The following is a 16,610-nucleotide window of genomic DNA, read 5'->3' on the forward strand; positions in this document are numbered from 1 at the left end:
CCCTGCTTATTGGGCGGGCCGCCCCCCGCCCGGGGCCCCCCGACGGAACTCCCCGGGCACGACAAGGAGTCGATCGGGCGCCTTACTCCGCAGCGGGCCCAGGTGCTTCGCGCCCTGGCCGGGTGTGAGGACTTCGTCAGCGCCCAACTCCTGCACGCCGGCCTGCTCACCACCGGCTCCCGGGTGGGGCTGAGCACCGTCTATCGCACCCTGACCGCGCTGGCCGCCGTCGGCCGCGCGGACGTGGTGCGCGACACCAACGGCGAGAAGCTGTTCCGCTACCGGCCGGGCCCCGACCACCGGCACTACCTGATCTGCCGCCAGTGCGGCGCGAGCCAGCCGGTCGACGCCACCGCTGTCGAGGCGTGGGCCGACCAGGTCGCCGAGATATCCGGCTTCGCCGACGTGCAGCACACCGTCGAGCTGACCGGCACCTGCGCCGCCTGCCTCGCCGCCGCGAGAACCGCCGGCTGACCACCCAGGCACACCCACCACCACCTACGGCACTGCCGAAGGAGGCTCCGCCATGCCCAGACCACCGTCACCGCGCCGGACCACCCGGCTGACCGCGCTCAAGAACCACACCCGCGAACTCCTCGAACTGGCCGAGGACGACACCGTCCTCATCAGCCAGCTCGACTGCACCGAGCCGGGATGCCCACCCGTGAAGACCGTCGTCGCCGTACTGCCACCCTCCGGTGCCATCCGGCGCTGGACCCTGCACCACCCCCTCGACGAGGTCACCACCGAACTGCTCGCCCAGGCCCTGACCCAGGCACCACGCACCGCCGAAGGAGAACGACCGTGACCAGCCCCGCCACCACCACCGACGAAACTGAGGACCAGGCCGACACCCGCGTGCCCGTCACCGTCCTGACCGGTTTCCTCGGCTCCGGCAAGACCACCCTGCTCAACCGCATCCTCACCGAGCAGCACGGCATGCGGATCGCCGTCATCGAGAACGAGTTCGGCGAAGTCGGCATCGACGACGCCCTCGTCCTCGACGCCGAAGAAGAGATCTTCGAGACGAACAACGGCTGCATCTGCTGCACCGTGCGCGGCGACCTCATCCGCATCCTCGGTGCCCTGATGCGCCGCCGCGAGAAGTTCGACCAGATCATCATCGAGACCACCGGCCTGGCCGACCCCGCCCCCGTCGCCCAGACCTTCTTCATGGACGACGAGATCTCCTCCCAGCTACGCCTCGACGCCATCGTCACCCTGGTCGACGCCGCCCACATCCTGGAACACCTCACCGAGGTCAAGCCCGAAGGCGTGGAGAACGAGGCCGTCGAGCAGATCGCCTTCGCCGACCGGATCGTGCTCAACAAGACCGACCTGGCCACCCATGAGCAGCTCGCCGAGGTGACCTCGCACATCCGCGCGATCAACTCGATGGTCGAGATCATCCCCGCTCAGCAGGCCGAGGTGCCGCTGGCCAAGGTCCTCGACGTGCACGCCTTCGATCTGGACCGGGTCCTGGAGGGCGACCCTTCCTTCCTCACCGAGACCGAGCACCAGCACGACACCACCGTCACCTCGGTCGGCATCGACCTGCCCGGTGAGCTGAACGAAGCGCGCCTCAACGCCTGGCTCGGGCAACTGCTGCGCACCCAGGGCGCGGACATCTTCCGCTCCAAGGGCATCCTCGCCATCGCCGGCGACGAGCGCCAGTACGTCTTCCAGGGCGTCCACATGCTGCTGGAGGGCGAGAACGGCCGCAAGTGGCGCGCCGACGAGACCCGCCGCAACCGGCTCGTCTTCATCGGCCGCAACCTCGACCGCGCCGCCCTCAACGAGGGCTTCGCCAACTGCCTCGCGGGGGTGCGCGCATGACCACCGCAACCGACATCTCCGTCCGCTGGACCACGGCCGTCGACGACGCCCCGGTCGCCGTCGCCACCGCCCCGGCCGACGGCCGGTCGCCATCGCCGGAGCGGCTGGCACCGCCTGGATCCTGGAGACCGCCACCGGCACCCCCGTCGGCACCGTCAGCCTGCCCGGCGGCCTGCTCGCCCTCGAATTCTCCCCCGAAGGAGCGCACCTCGCCTTCACCGGACCCACCGGCCACGGCCTGTGGCGGCGCTGCGACGGCCGGGCCCTGACCTTTGCCACCGGAGCCTGGTCCAACGCGGTGCGCTGGACCTCGCCGGAGCGCGTCGCCGTCGCCTCCGGCCGCCGCGCCCTGGTCCTGGACCCGGACGGCACCCAGCAGTGGACCACCGACCCGGCCCCCAGCACCGTCACCGACCTCGCCTGGCTACGCGAGGGCCGACGCCTCGCCAGCTCCGCCTACGGCGGCGTGCGCTGCCACGAACGGCACACCGACAAGCCGGTCACCGAGTACAGGTACCTCGGCTCGCACCTCGCCATCGCGCTCAACCCCAACGGCCGATGGATCTGCACCGGCAACCAGGACTCCAGCATCCACATCTGGCGCACCCTCCCCCAGCCTTCGGCCGGGGGTGCCCCCATCGGCGACGACCTCACCATGCACGGCTACCCCGACAAGATCGCCCGACTCGCCTTCGACGACACCGGCCGCTGCCTCGCCTCCGACGGCGCCCCCGACATCACCGTCTGGGACTTCTCCGGCAAGGGACCCGCCGGCACCAAACCCCGCACCCTGCGCGCCCACGAAACCGTCACCGCCCTCGCCTGGCGGCCGGGTGGCGGCGCCGTCCTCGCCAGCGCGGGTGCCGAAGGAACCCTCGCCCTCTGGCGAGCCGACTCCGGCCGCCCCGGGGCCCTGGTCCGGCCCGCGCACGCGCGTGAACTGCCCGAACCGGTCACCGCCCTTGCCTGGGCCGGGCCCGATCTGCTCGTGTTCGCCGACTACGAAGGGCAGGTGGAGGCTTGGCAAGTACCGGCCGCTCTGGCCCGCTGACCCTGCGGCCCGGCGGACGGCCCTGCACTCTGGTCGTCTGCCGGGGCTGCTGCTGCGGCAGCACCAGCAAGCACCCCGCCACCGACCACGACCAGCAACTCGCCCTGCTCCGCCAGGCCGCCGCGGACTCCGGCGGCGAACTCGCAGTCCGCACCAGCAACTGCCTCGACGCCTGCGCGCAGTCGAACGTCATCGTCGTCCAGCCCTCCACCCGAGGACGCACCCGCGGCGGCCGCGCGGTCTGGCTGGGCTGGGCCCTCGACGACAACAGCCTCGACCTGATCACCCAGTACGCGCTCGCCGGCGGCCCAGGCATCGCCGAACTTCCGCCTGCCCTCGACCTCCAATGCATCACACCGCCCCGCGTACCGGCCATGGCACTCACCCGGCGCTGACTCCCGGCCGGTTGCACGCCACGGCGGGCAACCGACCGGGCCGGTGCAGTCCCTTACTCCTCGACACCGGCAGGCGCAGTGCCGCCCTCCAAGTGCTGGCGAATCGCGGCGTACCGCTCGGGCGCCCACTCGGGCGACTTGGCCAGCTGGTCTGCCAAGGATGGCCGGCCCTCACCCAAGGCCGTGTCTCCCATCGTCTCCGCGAGCGTTCACGGCCAGTATTGACCCGAAACGGTAAGGTTCCGCGCTCGTTGATCCGGCGTGACGGATCTGGTTGGGGACGCGCGGCGCCTGTCGCCGAAGGCCCAGGAAGTTCTGCGGATGCGGGCGGTTGCGGCGCTTCGCGCGGGCCGGGACCGGCGCGAGGTGGCCGAACTGCTGGGCGTGACCGTGGAGTCGGTGACCGACTGGTGGGTCGCCGGGCAGGCCGGCGGCCGTGAGGCGTTGGTGTCCAGGACCCGTGGCCGGCGGGTGGGCGACCATCAGGTGCTCGATCCGGACCGGCAGCACTGCGTCCGGCAGGCCCTGATCGACCACCGGCCCGAAGATCTCGGCCTGGGCGGGCAGTTGTGGACCCGCGCGATCGTCGGCGACCTGATCGCCCTGCTGTATCGGGTGCGGCTGACCGAGCAGGGCGTGGGCAAGTACCTCAAGCGGTGGGGCCTGTCGTTCCAGCGACCGGACAAGCGCGCGATCGAGCAGGATCCGGAGGCAGTCCGCGCCTGGCGCGAGGAGAGGTGGCCCGCGATCCGCGCGAAGGCCCAGGAAGAAGGCGCCGAGGTGCTGTTCGCCGACCAGACCGGCCTCCGCTCCGACCAGGTGTCCGGCCGGACCTGGGCCCCGCGCGGCCAGACGCCGACCATGCACCGGACCGGCAACCGGTTCTCGGTCAACGCGATGTCCGCGATCAGCCCGCGGGGCCGGATGTGGTTCACGGTCTACCGGGGATCGTTCACCGCCGAGGTGTTCTGTGACTTCCTCGACCGCCTGGACAGGCAGTTCGACCGCCCGGTCCACCTCGTCGTCGACCGGCACTCCGTCCACCGCAGCAAGAAGGTCAGGGCCTGGCTCGCTGATCACCCCGGCCGCATCACTCTGCACCTGCTGCCCGCGTACGCGCCCGAGACCAACCCGGACGAGCTGGTCAACGCCGACCTGAAGCGAACCCTGCTGCCGGCCTCCCGGGCCCGCAACGCCGACCAGCTCGCCGACGAGGTCCGCCGCTTCTTCCACCGCCGACAGAAGCAGCCGCACATCGTCCGCGGCTACTTCCAGGGCCAACACGTCCGCTACATCACGGAGGTGCCGGAAATTTAGCGTTTCGGGTCAATACGACACCGCTTGGCGGTGGATCCGAGTTGCCCGCCATCCAGATGATCTTGTCTATCGTCTAAATGGGCATCGCCCCAAGGTCGACGAATGACAGTATTGGCGCGCACTCCCCCAACCAACGGAGATCCCTACAACGGTCACCGAGCGACCCGCCCTGCTCCGTCCCTGGCTAAGGCGGAACCGTCCACTTCCACCTGTCCGGTGACCCACCGTCTGCTGCAGGCGCACCGGAGGTTGACCCCTGGGCGCCGACGGCCGCCGCGTCGTCCGTTTGGGACCACGTGCCGACCCCCGGGACGCGACGGCCGACCGGGCGCACGCGTTGGCCGTTGCCGGAGCGCTGGCAGCGGTGCGCGACCGGGCCGAGGCCACGCTCGGCGACGATCCTTGGCAGGACCCGGGCATGGCAGTGCGGTTCGCCGAACGGGTGGAGGGGCTGCTGGGCCAACCGGATGCGCACGGCCGGTACGAGCTGTACCCCGCCCGCGGCGGCGCTGCTCGTCCTCCTGCCGTTCCGCTCCCGCGCTAACCAACTGCGGACGACCGCCTGGTGCGCGGCCACCGTCGCCCCGACGTGTCTGGAGTACACAGCCGGAGCAAGCCCCGAGCGGCTGTCCTTCGAGGCATTCGGCGACGAGTACGGCATGCTGAAGGAACGCACCCGCTGCGGCCCGAATCGGCGGCGCCGATCGGCTGGTGATTGTTCCACCAGTGGCTGCTGCGCTGCGAGGGGCTCGCTGACCCGGCGGACGTAGCGGAACTGCTGGACCCGGTGGGCACGTGACTCCTGGACTGCGGTTGTGTCCTGGATTCACGTGGCGAGCGCTACCTTCGGGAGCGCCCGCGGCCCGGGCGGGGAGTGAACCGGAGCGACCGGGTTCAGGGCCGGTCGGGGTGGGTGAGGGTGTGCCAGGCGGTATAGCCGCCGAGGAGGTCGGAGACGTCGGGGTGGCCGTGGTGGCGCAGGAGGCTGGCGGCGATGGAGGAGCGGTGGCCGCTGGCGCAGTGGACGACGAGGGGGTGGTCGGTGGGGATCTCGGCGAGGCGGGTGGGGAGTTCGGTCAGGGGGATGTGGAGGGAGCCTTCGATGGCGCCGGTTTCGCGTTCGCCGCGGGTGCGGACGTCGAGGACGGTGGGGGGCTGGTCGGTGGTGAGGGCGGTGCGGAGTTGGTCGGCGGTGAGGCGGCTGGCGGGGGTGAGGTGGTCGGCGAGGGCGGGCAGGGCGGTGTCGGGGTTGCGCAGGTAGCCGGCGATGTGGTCGAAGCCGATGCGGGCGAGGCGGGTGATGACCTCGTTCTCGCGGTCCTGCGGGGCGATGATCGCGATGTCGCTGTCGGGAGTGAGGACGGTGCCGGCCTGTTCGGCGAATCGGCCGTCGATGGGGACGTTGACGGCGCCGCGCAGGTGTCCGGCGCCGAAGTCCTGGGGGTTGCGGGCGTCGAGGACGACGGCGCCCGCGCTGCGGGCCTCCTTGAAGCCTTCGGGGCACAGGGGGCGGGCCGTGTGCGTGGGGTCGAGCAGGGGGTGGTCCTGGCGGTTGAGGGCGGCGTCGTGGCCGAAGTAGGCGGGGGCGGTGGTCTGGCCGGCGGTGACGATGTGGACGAAGGTGTCCTGGTCCATGGGCCGGCAGGCGTAGTTGGTGCGGCGCTGCGCGCCGATGGTGGACTGCTTCTCGCTGGAGAGGTTCTTGCCGCATGCGGAGCCGGCGCCGTGAGCCGGGAAGACCCGGACGGCGTCGGGCAGGGCCATGAGCTTGCGGTGGACGGAGTCGTAGAGCATCGCGCCGAGTTCGTCGGCGGTGACGCCGGTGGAGGCGAGCAGGTCGGGGCGGCCGACGTCGCCGATGAACAGGGCGTCGCCGGTGAGGACGCCGTACGGGACGGTGTCGTCGGGCTGCTCGTAGACGAGGATGCTGATCGACTCCGGGGTGTGGCCGGGGGTCTCCATGATCTGCAGGGCGACGTCGCCCAGTTCGATCCGCTCGCCGTCGCCGAGCTTGCGGATCGGGTACTCCGTCTCGGCCCGCTGCCCGTAGCCGATCCAGGCGCCGGTGCGGTCGGCCAGTTCGAGGTGGCCGGCCAGGAAGTCGGCGTGGAAGTGGGTGTTGATCACTCCGACAACGGTCAGGCCGCGCGCCGTGGCATCGGCGAGGTACTCGTCGACGTCCCGGCGGGGGTCGACCACCACGGCGCGGCCGGTGCGCTCGTCGGCGATCAGGTACGAGGCCTGGGAGAGGCAGTCGAGGTAGTACTGGCTGAAGATCACGGGTTTTCTCCTCGTCGGGTCTGACGGGCTGGCTCTACGTCCGAGTGTACCCCCGGGGGTATTTTATCGACGCAATCGAGGCGCTCGCGATCAGCCAGGTGACCTCCGGCTCCGCTGCACGAGCCGACCGAAAGGAGTCCTCCTTTGGGCACTATCACGCGGCGACGGTACGGCTAAACTGCCTTTCTCCTTGGATAGTTCAGGCTCCGCGAGTTCGGCTGATCACCTAGGAGGAGCCCGTGCCCGAGCAGTTCATGAGCGTCAAGCAGACTGCCGAGTACCTGAACATGTCCGTCGCGTGGGTGTACCGGGAAGCACCTCGGGTGGGGCTCGCGCCCTACCGGTTCGGCGGGGGGCCGAACGCGAAGCTTCAGTTCAAGGTGTCCGAGGTGCAGGCGTGGGTGAGGCAACAGCGGCTGTCCGGCGCGTGAGCCTGTGACGCAAGTGAGGGGTCTGCCCGCGGGCAGACCCCTCACTCGTTCACGCAGCCAGGCCGAGGTCCAGGACCTGCGCCGCGCGGCTGATGGAGCCGGGCATGAGGTGGCGGTAGATCTTGAAGGTGATCTCGATGTTGCGGTGGCCCATCCACTCCGCGACGTCGGTGATCGGGATGTTGTTGCTGAGGCAGTTCGACGCGAAGAAGTGGCGCAGGCCATAGAGGACCATGCCCTCGGGGATGTCGACCTGCCCGGAGGCCCTGATCCTCTGCCACTGGTTGTGGATGACGTGATGCGGCATGGCCAGACCGATGTCCTTGGGATTGCGCAGAAGATAGCCGTCCACGGTCCCGTACGTGTCCGCGTACCGCTCGATGGCCTGCCTGGTGCGCGTCGGCAGCGGCACGTCGCGGTACTCGCCGACCTTGCGGTGCTTGAGGCGCGCGTAGGTCTTGGTCGCCTGGTTGACCTGCTCGGTGACGCGGTAGACGTCATCGGCGACGATGTTGTTGATGTTGACGGCGAATGCCTCGCCGTTGCGCAGGCCGCAGCCACTCATGAGTTCCGCGACCAGGCGGAAGGCGTCGTCGCCGGCGCTCCGGATCTCCTGCAGTTGAGCAAGGGCGGGGATCACCACCCGCTCCGGGTCGTACTGAGGAGGCTGGACACCGTTCATCGGGCTGTCCTCGTAGAGGCCCAGCCTGTGCGCGTCCAACAGGATGGTCTTAAGCCTGACGAAGGCATTGGTCTGGGCCGCCAGGCCGACGCCATTCCGCTCCATGGTCTCGACGAACGCTTCCACGACCTTGTGGTCGAACGTGCCCATGCGTCGACTGCCGAAAGCTGGAAGGAGGTGGTTCTTCAGGATGGAGTCGATGTTCCGCAGCGATGTCGGGCTCTGGTGGCGCTGGCCCTTCAACCACTCAGCGGTGTAGGCCGAGAAGTGCATGCCGCCGTACTTCTTGATGCGCTCCGCCTTGCGCTGGCTCTGCGGGGAGTTCTTCCGCGCGTGGTAGACCTCGGCGAGGCGGGCCTTCGCCTTCTCCTGGTTGACGAAGCCTGACTCCTCCGTCTACCGCCCGGCCGCGTTGCGGTACCTGATCTTGTACTCGTGCGGGCACTTGCTCCAGCGGGACTCCGGATGCTCGCACTCCTTGAAGAAGCTGCCCATGCCGCGGGCGAGGCCTGTGGTCGCCATCTGCTGGTACCTGCGGGAGTCGTGCTGACCTATTGCTGACCCCGGATGGTCGATCATGCCCCCGAGCTGGGCGGAAACGTCAGACTCGTGATAACTGGGCGAAGTACACGGGCACCTCCTGGGCGGCGCGACAGTGGCGCCGCGAGACGATCTCGATACCCCCCTCGGTATGTCTACCAGCATAGGGCCGCCATGGCCGAATACCAGGAGGGGTATCGCCGAACGGTTTCGATAATACCCCCGGGGGTACTATGGTGAGCCGCAGGGGGGATCCGGCCGCCGTCGCCGAGAGCCGTACGGGGCCGTCGACACAGCCACCCACCTCTGGAGAAGCCCATGCCCGCACAGCCGCCCGCCCCCGGGCAGACCACCGCCGCGGATGCCCACGACCTCGCCCGCAGCGCCGGGGCCGTCCTGCTCGACGTCCGCGACGCGGCCGAGTACGCCGCGGGCCACGCCCCCGGCGCCGTCCACCTGCCCCTCGTCGCCCTCGCCGCGGGCGCGCCGCTCCCGCCCGCGTTCGAGGGGCGGACCGTCCTCGCGATCTGTCGCTCCGGCAACCGCTCCCAGCGGGCCGCCGAGCTGCTCACCGCGCGCGGGGCCACCGTCCTGAACGTCACCGGCGGCATGACCGCGTGGGCGCACGCGGGCCTGCCCGTGACCACGCCGGGCGGTGACGCGGGACTCGTCATATGACCGCCCTGATCCTCGCCCTCGCCGCCGGCGCAGTCGTCGGCCTCGCGCTCGGCGGCCTGGGTGGTGGCGGCAGCATGCTGGCCGTGCCCGCGCTGGTCTACCTGCTCGGTTTCAGCCCGGCCCGCGCCACCACCGCCAGCCTGCTGATCGTCGCCGCCACCTCGCTGACCGGCCTGGTCGCGCACGCCAGGGCCGGCCGGGTGCGCTGGCGCACCGGCGCCCTGTTCGCCGCCGCCGGACTGCCGGCCGCCGCGGCGGCCGGGGCGCTCTCCGCGCACGTGCCGTCCGCGCTGCTCACCGCCGCCTTCGCGGTGCTGGCCGCACTCGCCGCCTGGCGGATGCTCGCCCCGCGGCGCGACGCCGGGGAGGAGGAGCGCTCCGCCGCCGGTCCGGCCCGCTCGACGGCGGCGGGCGCGGGCCTGGGCGCCGTCACCGGGCTGCTCGGCGTCGGCGGGGGCTTCCTCGCCGTCCCCGCGCTGGTGTCCGTGCTCGCCTTCACCATGGCCGAGGCGGTCGGCACCAGCCTGCTGGTGATCACCGCCAACTCCCTGGCCGCCCTCGTCCCCCGGCTCGGCGCCACCGCCGCCATCGACTGGGCCGTCGCCGCCCCCTTCACCGGCGCCGCGATCCTCGGCGCGTGGGACGGCAAGCGGCTCGCCGACCGCCTCAGCGGCCGGACACTCCAGAAGGCCTTCGCCTTCGCGCTGTTGGGCGTCGCAGGCCTCATGCTCGTGACTGCCCTGCACTGAAAACTCCGCTCCGACCCCCGCACACAACTCCCCCGCACACAACTCCCCCGCGCACAGCTCACCCGCACACAACTCCCCCCTTGGAAGGCCCCCATGACCACGCCGCTGACCGTCGAGCAGCTCCGCCCCCGCCTGGAGCAGCTCACCCTCATCGACGTCCGCTCCCCCGGCGAGTACGCCGCCGGCCACATCCCCGGCGCGCTCAACATCCCCCTCGACCGCCTCGACGACGCCCTCACCGCCCTGCGCGACGCCGCCGCGCGCGGCGAACTCGCCGTCACCTGCGCGTCCGGCCCGCGCGCGACCACCGCGGTCGAACGCCTGACGGCCGCCGGCATCCCGGCCGTGCCGGTGATCGGCGGCACCGGCGCTTGGGCGAGCGCCGGCCACCCGCTGAACCGGCTGGAGGGAGCCCGTGCGGTGTGGGCGATGGACCGTCAAGTCCGGCTGGTTGCCGGCTCACTGGTCCTCGGCGCCATGCTGACGGACCTGGTCCGCCCGGGCGCCCGCTGGCTCGCGGCGGCGGTCGGCGGCGGACTGGTGTTCTCAGCCCTGAGCAACACCTGCGCGATGGGCAACCTGCTCGGCCGCCTCCCGCACAACCGCCCCCGCCCGGGCGCCCCGACCCTCGACGACACCCTCGCCGCGCTGCGGCGCTGATCCGCGCCCTGACGTCCGCCGCGACGCCCGTCCGGCCCCGGTCCGCTGGCTGCGGACCGGGGCCGGAGGGAATCGGCGAGCGTCTCAGTACCAGCGCTGCCAGGCGTTGAAGTTGTTGGTGTCCGCGTACCACAGGCCGACCGGGCTCCCGTTGCCCTGCCAGCGCGACGAGTAGCCGTCGAGGGCGACGACGCTGCTGGTCTTGGGCGAGGTGAGCGAGATGTCGGCACCGTTGACGTAGGAGTGGAAGGTCTGCCCCGGGGCGCCGCCGTCCTTGCAGTCGTAGACGTTGAACTGCGCGCCCACCGTGTTGCCCCACGACTCGGGGTAGTCCAGGCAGCGGCCGGAGGCGTTGTTGACGAGTTCGAGCCCGTAGAAGGCCCCCGCGTCGTACACGCGCCACCGCCACTGCTCGGTGGGCCCGTTGTTGCAGGCCCAGAAGCCGGCGGGCGAGTTGTTCGCACCGCCGCCGCTGGCGAAGTTGTCGAGGCAGTAGCCGTCCCCGTAGGCACGGACGTGGAAGTAGAACGGCCCCGAGTCGGCGAGCGCCGCACCCGCGAGGGCGGGCTTCCCGTCGCGGGCCGCGGCCAGCACCTGGTCGAGGGCCTGCTGGGCGGTGACGGTCGCGGTCGCCGCGGGGCCCGCGGCCGGGTTCGCGGCCGGGTTCGCGGCCGGCCCCGCCTCGGCACGGGCCGCCGTGGCCGGGGCGGCGAGCGCGAGGGCGGTGAGAACAGCGGCTACCGACGCACCAAATTTTGTCATGCGCACAACGCTAGGGAGTCCGAGCCCGCCTCGGAAGGGACGCACCACAAGTGGCACATCCCCTTCCCGATCGCCCTCCGGCCCCGGCCGGGACCGGGACCAGGGCCGGGGCCGGAGGACTGCGCCGAACGGCGGAATCAGGTCAGCTTCACCGACGCGTCGTCCACCAGGAAGGCGGTCTTCCCGCTCGTCGAGTGCGCGACCAGCTTGATGCCCACCGTCGAGCCGAACTCGGCCGCCACGTACGGCGTCAGGTCGAAGGACTGCAGCCGGTAGCCGTTCGTCGTGTCCAGGTTGCTCCAGGTCTTGACGGTCGCCATGTAGGTGCCGCTCCACTGGTCGTACAGCTCCAGCGAGAGCGTGTCCACCGCCGAGCCGCCGGGCGCGGAGGCGCCCTGGGCGCTGCCCGTGACGTTCAGCCAGAAGGACAGGTGCTCCTGGGTGTAGCCCGGGGTCGTCTCGACCCACTGGACGATGGAGTCGTCGCTCGCGGCGTTCTGCCCGAGCCACGCGTACGTCGCGCCGCCGTGCGCCTGGTGGGCGGTGGACGGCGTGATGATGTTGTAGCCGGACGGGTTCCACACGCCGTGGTCTGCGGTGCCGTTCTCGAAGCCCGGGTCGTTGAGCTGCTCGATCGGGGTGCAGCCGGTCTGCGGGCCGCGGAAGAAGCCGGCCCGGAAGGTCTGGCTCTGCGTGTTGCCCTGGTCGTCGCGGCCGGTCACGGTGATCGTGCGCCAGCCGGTCGCGTGCGTCGTCCCGGTGATGCGGCCGGTCTCCGCGTCGATCCGCAGCCCGGCGGGCAGGCCCTTGGCGCCGTACGTGATCGGGCGCCCGGCGCGGTCGGAGGCGAGGACGGCGAGGTCGACGGGCTTGCCGCTCTCGACCGTCTGCTCGCACGGACGGGTCACGAGGAGCTGCGCGTTGGCGAAGACCGGGTCGTCGCCCGTGCACAGGTGGTCGTAGTTCGACCACGTGGTCTGCACCGGGAAACTCCCGGTCGAGAGCTGGAGGTTGAACATCCCGCCGTTGCGGCCGACCGGGATCCAGGAGCACTTGTCGCCGTTCTCCTGGCCGGTCGCGTCCGTCCAGGCGCCGGAGGCGTTCTGGTCGGTGATCGTCTCGGCGTACTCGTGACCGCCGATGATCCCGTAGCCGTCGAGGCGGCCGCGCGCACCCGGGTTGATCCAGTTGGTGCCGCACGCGGGCACGTCGGTCAGGTACGGCATGAGCGTGTAGGCGAGGGTGCCGGCCGAGCTGCGCATGAAGGTGTGCCAGGCGCAGTAGCCGAGTTCCTTCCACTTGTCGGAGTCCAGGCCCTGGCCGGTGTTGATGATGTACTGCACGTCCCGGTTCCGGTTCGGGTCCGTGTTGCCGAAGTGCTTGGCGGCGGCGACGACTTCGGCCGCGATCTCCGGCTCGGTGGCGGCCTTCGGCGCGGGCGCCGCGTTGTCCACCCACACGCCCGCGAGCGTCTGGCCGGCCACCGGCATGCCGACGTGGTTGGCGTCGGGCGGGCAGTAGGACGAACCGGGCGCGATGCCCTCGCAGTACTGGGTCATCACGCGGGACCACGTGTCGGTCGTGCTGCCCAGGCCCTTGAAGAAGTCCTGCTGGTAGGGCGCGGCGGCGTCCGGGTCACCCGAGAGGGTGAGGTTTCCGGTCGTCGCGTCCGTGCCGGGGGTGCCCCACTGGCTGCCCCAGTAGATCAGGTACACCTTCGGCTGGCCCGTGGTGACGCCGATCGAGTCCTGGCCGCCCCGGTAGGTCATCTGCAGGTCGTAGTTGTTGCGCGGGGCGGCGGCCGCAGTGGTCTTCGCCGCCTGCCGCTGGGCGAAGGTGGTGGCGTTGGGCATCACGTGCGGCCGGGTGGCGCCGACCTGCACCCAGGTGCCGTCGATCTGCCGCCAGCCCTCGGCGGCCGGGTGCGGATCGGCGGGCGCGGCGCTGCCCGCCGGCCCGGGCTGCCGCTCGCCCTGGGCGAGGGCCGTACCGGCGGTGCCGGTGCCGGCGAGCCCGAGGACGAGCGCCCCGAGCAGGAGTTTCCGGAGCGATCCGGCGAGACGTGAACGTGCGGTAGGCACAGGGAGGTCCTGACTCTCGGTCGGAGGAAGGGGAACGAGGAAGGGGAACGAGGAACGGGGAACGGGGAACGGGGAGAGGGAACGGGAAAGCAACGGCCGTCCTTGCGCGCCCGTTGACGGGCCCTCAGGACGCCATGTGAAATGACACATGTCACCGATCACATGGGTCAAGCCCTTCGGCCTGAGGTTCGCGCCCGCACTTGTCCCACCCGTCCCGCCGCGATTTGAACGTTCAACACTCCACTGACCCAGCGCCCCCGACGTACGCTCAGGAGCCACTCATGCCTCCCGTGCACAACACCGTCCTGTCCAGCTTCTCCGCCCTCGCCGCCCTCGCCGTCATCGCGGGAGCGGCCCCCGCCTCCGCCGCCGGAGACGATCCGGTGGACGGCGGCACCTACGTCATCTCGTCATCCGTGGACGGCAGTTGCCTGGGCCCGCGGTTCGCCCGGCCGGCCCTCGGCACGCCCGCCGTCACCGCCGCCTGCCAGGGCCTGCTCAGCCAGCGGTGGCAACTGCGCCGCGGCGCCGACGGCTACCTCCTCGCCGACGCCGCGACCGGGCGCTGCCTCGCCGCCGACCTCACCGCCGCCGACTGCGGCAGCGCAGCGCGCTTCACCGTCTCCCCCGTGCCCGGCGGCCACACCCTCGCCACGGGCGGCCGCTGCCTCACGCCCCACCACGACGGCCCGGTCCGCGTCCAGCCCTGCACCCCGAGACCCGCCCAGCGCTGGACGCTCACCCGCACCGAGCCGCTCCTCCTCGCCAACCCCGGCTTCGAACTGGGCGCCGACGGCTGGACGTTCACCGCCCACACCGGCCTCGCCACCAACAACCCGCACACCGGCACCCGCCTCGCCTACCTCGACACGGGCACCGGTTACCGGGTGAGCCAGGAGGTCACCGCCGTCACCGACGGGACGTACGACCTGTCCGCGTGGATCGCGAGCGGAGCAGCGGGCGGCACCTTCTCGGCCACCGTCAACGGCACAGTCGTCCGCCAACTCGCCCTCCCCGGCCAGCCCGTCTACGCCAAGTACACCCTCCCCCGCATCCACCTCTCGCCCGGCGACCGGCTGACGCTCGCCTTCGGCTCCTCCCCCACCGGCTGGGTCAACGTCGACGAGGCCGCCGTCGCTCCCTCCGCCCCGAACGACCCGCTGATCGACTCCTCCGACCCCGAGGTCGTCGCCCTGTTCGACTGGGCCAAGACCAAGGCCAACAGCTGGGTCCAGCAGGCCGGCGCCCCCGGCATCCTCAACCTCGACGAGAACCACCCCGACGGCACGGGCACCGCGGCCTACGACACCACCTACTGGGCCGGCTACCCGTTCCGGTCCGACTTCTACAGCCGCGACTTCGCCCACCAGCTCGTCGGCGCCCACCTGTTGGGGCTCGACGCCCAGAACAAGACCATGCTGCGCGCCTTCGCCGCCTCCGCGACCGACGCCAACGGACTGGACCCGGTGTGGTCCGTCAACTTCGACGCCAAGACCCCGGGCAGCATCGACTACCGCAGCCCGAGCAGCTTCGTCCGGGAACTCCCCGCCCCCTTCGAGCTCGTGGAGAAGACCGGCGAGGCCTACCGCTGGACCGGCGACCGCGACTACACCGACGACCCCGTCCTCACCCGCTACGTCCGCGGCACGCTCGGCCCGTACATCGCCCGCCACCCCGGGCCCGTCGACAACGGCGGCGTTCCGATCCCGCAGGCCGCCAGCCGCAACATCTTCAAGGGCACCGCGAGCTACGCCGAGAACGCCACCACCACGTACGCCGAGGCGGGCGACGCCCTCGCGGCCCAGTACCAGGCCTACCTCGCCGCCGCGACCCTCGCCTCCTCGCGCAGCGACCGCGCCACCTACCGCCAGGCAGCCGAAACCCTCCTCCAATACGCGAACTCCGCCTGGACGGTGGACCCGCAACACCCCGACGCCGTCGTCCACGGCTACGACACCAACGGCCACCCCCTCACCGACTGGGGCTACGAGGCGAGCATCCTGATGCCCGCCAAACACCTCCTGGACGCGGGCCCGCGCCGGGACGCCTTCCTCGCCGACCTCGACGCCCAGGACTCCGGCCCGCAACGCTCCGACAACCTGGAGGCCTACACCTACCTGCCGGACGCCTTCTTCGCCGCCGGCGACGGGGACAGGGCGTGGAAGTGGATGCGCACCATCTACGAGGCCACCCCCCAAGTCCACACCAGCGGCCGCATGTTGAACGGCGACTACCCCGAAGTCCCGTTCACCCTGCTGTCCCAGACCGTCCAGGGCCTCCTGGGCCTCACCCCCGACGCCTCCGCCGCCTCCGACGCCGTCGAAACCACCTCCCACCTGCCGAGCTCGATGACCTGGCTCCAGGTCGCGGACATCCCCGTCGGCACAACGCGGATCACCCTCCGCCAGGACGGCCGCAGCGCCACGACCCTCACCAACACGGGCCCGACCCCGCTCACCTGGACCCCCCGCTTCCCCGGCACCCACCCCACCATCACCGTCAACGGCACACCGCACCCGGCCCAGACCACCACAGTGGACGGCACCACCTACAGCACGACCACACTCCACGTCTCCCCCGGCGAGACCACGACAGTCACCACCTCCGGCTAGGTTCGGGCGTGCGGCCGGCCGCGTGCGGGCACATCTCGGTAGCCCGGAGGGTTTCGGCATGAGAGCCTCACGATCATGGCCACGGAAACCGAGGTGGGCGAGCTGTTGCACCAGCGCGGCTGGCGGACGGCGTTCACGGTCTCGGACATGGTGAACGCGTGGGCCGCCCTGGTGGGTGTCATCGAGCGCGGCTATGACGACGACATCCACGAGTACACCAACGACCTCTACTGCCGGAACTGGCTCCACGAGGCGTGGCTCCTGCTGGACGAGCACCTCGTCCAGCTCTGGACGCCGCGGATCAAAGCCCTGGACGACCGGTACAAGGCCGCGACCGTCGACGACGACGGCCAAGCACTCGACCGGTTCCACGAACTGCCAGGCCCCGACCTGTGGTGGTGGCGGCGACACCCCCGCATCCTCACCGGGGACCTCGGGCGGTCACTCCGCTCGGCCGGCGCCATCGGCACCGACCCGGACGCGGCCTGACCCTCAGCGTGGTGGGAGTGGGAAGTCGGACCCGCCGACTTCCCACT

17 protein-coding genes are annotated in these 16,610 nt (G+C 71.3%); 12 read left to right on the plus strand and 5 right to left on the minus strand.

All coding sequences use genetic code 11. The features are described 5' to 3' along the window. Window positions 1-9: 9 nt before the first annotated feature. From ACFVU9_RS43480 to ACFVU9_RS43505, 6 genes are all read left to right on the plus strand, one after another. Window positions 10-474 carry a Fur family transcriptional regulator gene (locus ACFVU9_RS43480; protein ID WP_387603261.1) on the plus strand — a complete coding sequence of 155 codons (465 nt, stop codon included), beginning with the start codon at window positions 10-12 and terminating at the stop codon, window positions 472-474. 52 nt (window positions 475-526) lie between these two features. After that, on the plus strand, window positions 527-808 hold the full coding sequence (locus ACFVU9_RS43485; RefSeq protein ID WP_387603264.1) for a hypothetical protein: 282 nt from the start codon (window positions 527-529) through the stop codon (window positions 806-808). Continuing rightward, the gene (locus ACFVU9_RS43490; protein WP_387603267.1) at window positions 805-1,836 is read left to right on the plus strand and encodes a CobW family GTP-binding protein; all 1,032 of its coding nucleotides are present in this window, start codon (window positions 805-807) and stop codon (window positions 1,834-1,836) included. The genes ACFVU9_RS43485 and ACFVU9_RS43490 overlap by 4 nt, the downstream gene beginning before the upstream one ends. 298 nt (window positions 1,837-2,134) lie before the next feature. Next, window positions 2,135-2,887, plus strand: coding sequence for a WD40 repeat domain-containing protein (locus ACFVU9_RS43495; protein ID WP_387603270.1), 753 nt, complete (start codon window positions 2,135-2,137; stop codon window positions 2,885-2,887). Continuing rightward, window positions 2,857-3,282, plus strand: coding sequence for a (2Fe-2S) ferredoxin domain-containing protein (locus ACFVU9_RS43500; protein WP_387603273.1), 426 nt, complete (start codon window positions 2,857-2,859; stop codon window positions 3,280-3,282). The genes ACFVU9_RS43495 and ACFVU9_RS43500 overlap by 31 nt, the downstream gene beginning before the upstream one ends. A 321-nt stretch (window positions 3,283-3,603) precedes the next feature. Then, window positions 3,604-4,599, plus strand: a complete 996-nt coding sequence (locus ACFVU9_RS43505) for an IS630 family transposase (protein WP_387603276.1) — start codon at window positions 3,604-3,606, stop codon at window positions 4,597-4,599. Between the two features lie 894 nt (window positions 4,600-5,493). On the opposite strand, the gene ACFVU9_RS43510 is transcribed toward ACFVU9_RS43505, so the two are convergent. Next, window positions 5,494-6,879: a rhodanese-like domain-containing protein gene (locus ACFVU9_RS43510; RefSeq protein ID WP_387603279.1), complete on the minus strand. Its 1,386-nt coding sequence runs from the start codon at window positions 6,877-6,879 to the stop codon at window positions 5,494-5,496. A 239-nt stretch (window positions 6,880-7,118) separates the two neighbouring features. Here ACFVU9_RS43510 and ACFVU9_RS43515 point away from each other — a divergent pair, with 239 nt between their 5' ends. Beyond that, window positions 7,119-7,310: a helix-turn-helix domain-containing protein gene (locus ACFVU9_RS43515; RefSeq protein ID WP_387603282.1), complete on the plus strand. Its 192-nt coding sequence runs from the start codon at window positions 7,119-7,121 to the stop codon at window positions 7,308-7,310. Between the two features lie 49 nt (window positions 7,311-7,359). Here ACFVU9_RS43515 and ACFVU9_RS43520 read toward each other — a convergent pair whose 3' ends face one another. Both ACFVU9_RS43520 and ACFVU9_RS43525 read right to left on the minus strand, forming a co-directional pair. After that, a complete protein-coding gene (locus ACFVU9_RS43520) occupies window positions 7,360-8,265 on the minus strand; it encodes a tyrosine-type recombinase/integrase (protein WP_387603285.1) in 906 nt (301 codons plus the stop codon). Window positions 8,266-8,388: 123 nt separating this feature from the next. After that, a complete protein-coding gene (locus ACFVU9_RS43525; protein ID WP_387603288.1) occupies window positions 8,389-8,514 on the minus strand; it encodes a hypothetical protein in 126 nt (41 codons plus the stop codon). Between the two features lie 336 nt (window positions 8,515-8,850). On the opposite strand from ACFVU9_RS43525, the gene ACFVU9_RS43530 reads away from it, so the two are divergent. The 3 genes from ACFVU9_RS43530 to ACFVU9_RS43540 all read left to right on the plus strand — a co-directional run bounded on the left by ACFVU9_RS43530 (window position 8,851) and on the right by ACFVU9_RS43540 (window position 10,619). Further along, window positions 8,851-9,210 carry a rhodanese-like domain-containing protein gene (locus tag ACFVU9_RS43530; protein WP_387603291.1) on the plus strand — a complete coding sequence of 120 codons (360 nt, stop codon included), beginning with the start codon at window positions 8,851-8,853 and terminating at the stop codon, window positions 9,208-9,210. Beyond that, a complete protein-coding gene (locus ACFVU9_RS43535) occupies window positions 9,207-9,959 on the plus strand; it encodes a sulfite exporter TauE/SafE family protein (RefSeq protein ID WP_380491575.1) in 753 nt (250 codons plus the stop codon). Before ACFVU9_RS43530 ends, ACFVU9_RS43535 begins: the two co-directional genes overlap by 4 nt. Before the next feature lie 93 nt (window positions 9,960-10,052). Continuing rightward, window positions 10,053-10,619, plus strand: a complete 567-nt coding sequence (locus ACFVU9_RS43540) for a rhodanese-like domain-containing protein (protein WP_387603294.1) — start codon at window positions 10,053-10,055, stop codon at window positions 10,617-10,619. A gap of 84 nt (window positions 10,620-10,703) precedes the next feature. Here ACFVU9_RS43540 and ACFVU9_RS43545 read toward each other — a convergent pair whose 3' ends face one another. Together ACFVU9_RS43545 and ACFVU9_RS43550 are read right to left on the minus strand one after the other, a co-directional pair. After that, complete coding sequence (locus ACFVU9_RS43545) at window positions 10,704-11,381, minus strand: RICIN domain-containing protein (RefSeq protein WP_387603297.1); 678 nt, start codon at window positions 11,379-11,381, stop codon at window positions 10,704-10,706. Window positions 11,382-11,518: 137 nt separating this feature from the next. Next, entirely contained in the window at window positions 11,519-13,462 is a 1,944-nt protein-coding gene (locus ACFVU9_RS43550; RefSeq protein WP_387603300.1) for an Ig domain-containing protein, read from the minus strand. Window positions 13,463-13,743: 281 nt separating this feature from the next. On the opposite strand from ACFVU9_RS43550, the gene ACFVU9_RS43555 reads away from it, so the two are divergent. Both ACFVU9_RS43555 and ACFVU9_RS43560 read left to right on the plus strand, forming a co-directional pair. Next, on the plus strand, window positions 13,744-16,074 hold the full coding sequence (locus ACFVU9_RS43555; protein ID WP_387603303.1) for a hypothetical protein: 2,331 nt from the start codon (window positions 13,744-13,746) through the stop codon (window positions 16,072-16,074). 75 nt (window positions 16,075-16,149) lie between these two features. After that, window positions 16,150-16,563: a hypothetical protein gene (locus ACFVU9_RS43560; protein WP_380491585.1), complete on the plus strand. Its 414-nt coding sequence runs from the start codon at window positions 16,150-16,152 to the stop codon at window positions 16,561-16,563. The last annotated feature ends 47 nt before the right edge of the window (window positions 16,564-16,610 follow it).

Source organism: Kitasatospora sp. NPDC057936, assembly GCF_042887525.1.
GTDB lineage: Bacteria > Actinomycetota > Actinomycetes > Streptomycetales > Streptomycetaceae > Kitasatospora.

Bases quoted from the DNA above. Each gene is read 5' to 3' on its own strand.
- ACFVU9_RS43520 (WP_387603285.1), bottom strand. From the start codon at position 8,265: ATGCACTTCTCGGCCTACACCGCTGAGTGGTTGAAGGGCCAGCGCCAC.
- ACFVU9_RS43555 (WP_387603303.1), top strand. From the start codon at position 13,744: ATGCCTCCCGTGCACAACACCGTCCTGTCCAGCTTCTCCGCCCTCGCC.
- ACFVU9_RS43540 (WP_387603294.1), top strand. From the start codon at position 10,053: ATGACCACGCCGCTGACCGTCGAGCAGCTCCGCCCCCGCCTGGAGCAG.
- ACFVU9_RS43560 (WP_380491585.1), top strand. From the start codon at position 16,150: ATGGCCACGGAAACCGAGGTGGGCGAGCTGTTGCACCAGCGCGGCTGG.
- ACFVU9_RS43545 (WP_387603297.1), bottom strand. From the start codon at position 11,381: ATGACAAAATTTGGTGCGTCGGTAGCCGCTGTTCTCACCGCCCTCGCG.
- ACFVU9_RS43530 (WP_387603291.1), top strand. From the start codon at position 8,851: ATGCCCGCACAGCCGCCCGCCCCCGGGCAGACCACCGCCGCGGATGCC.
- ACFVU9_RS43525 (WP_387603288.1), bottom strand. From the start codon at position 8,514: ATGGCGACCACAGGCCTCGCCCGCGGCATGGGCAGCTTCTTCAAGGAG.
- ACFVU9_RS43485 (WP_387603264.1), top strand. From the start codon at position 527: ATGCCCAGACCACCGTCACCGCGCCGGACCACCCGGCTGACCGCGCTC.
- ACFVU9_RS43505 (WP_387603276.1), top strand. From the start codon at position 3,604: ATGCGGGCGGTTGCGGCGCTTCGCGCGGGCCGGGACCGGCGCGAGGTG.
- ACFVU9_RS43535 (WP_380491575.1), top strand. From the start codon at position 9,207: ATGACCGCCCTGATCCTCGCCCTCGCCGCCGGCGCAGTCGTCGGCCTC.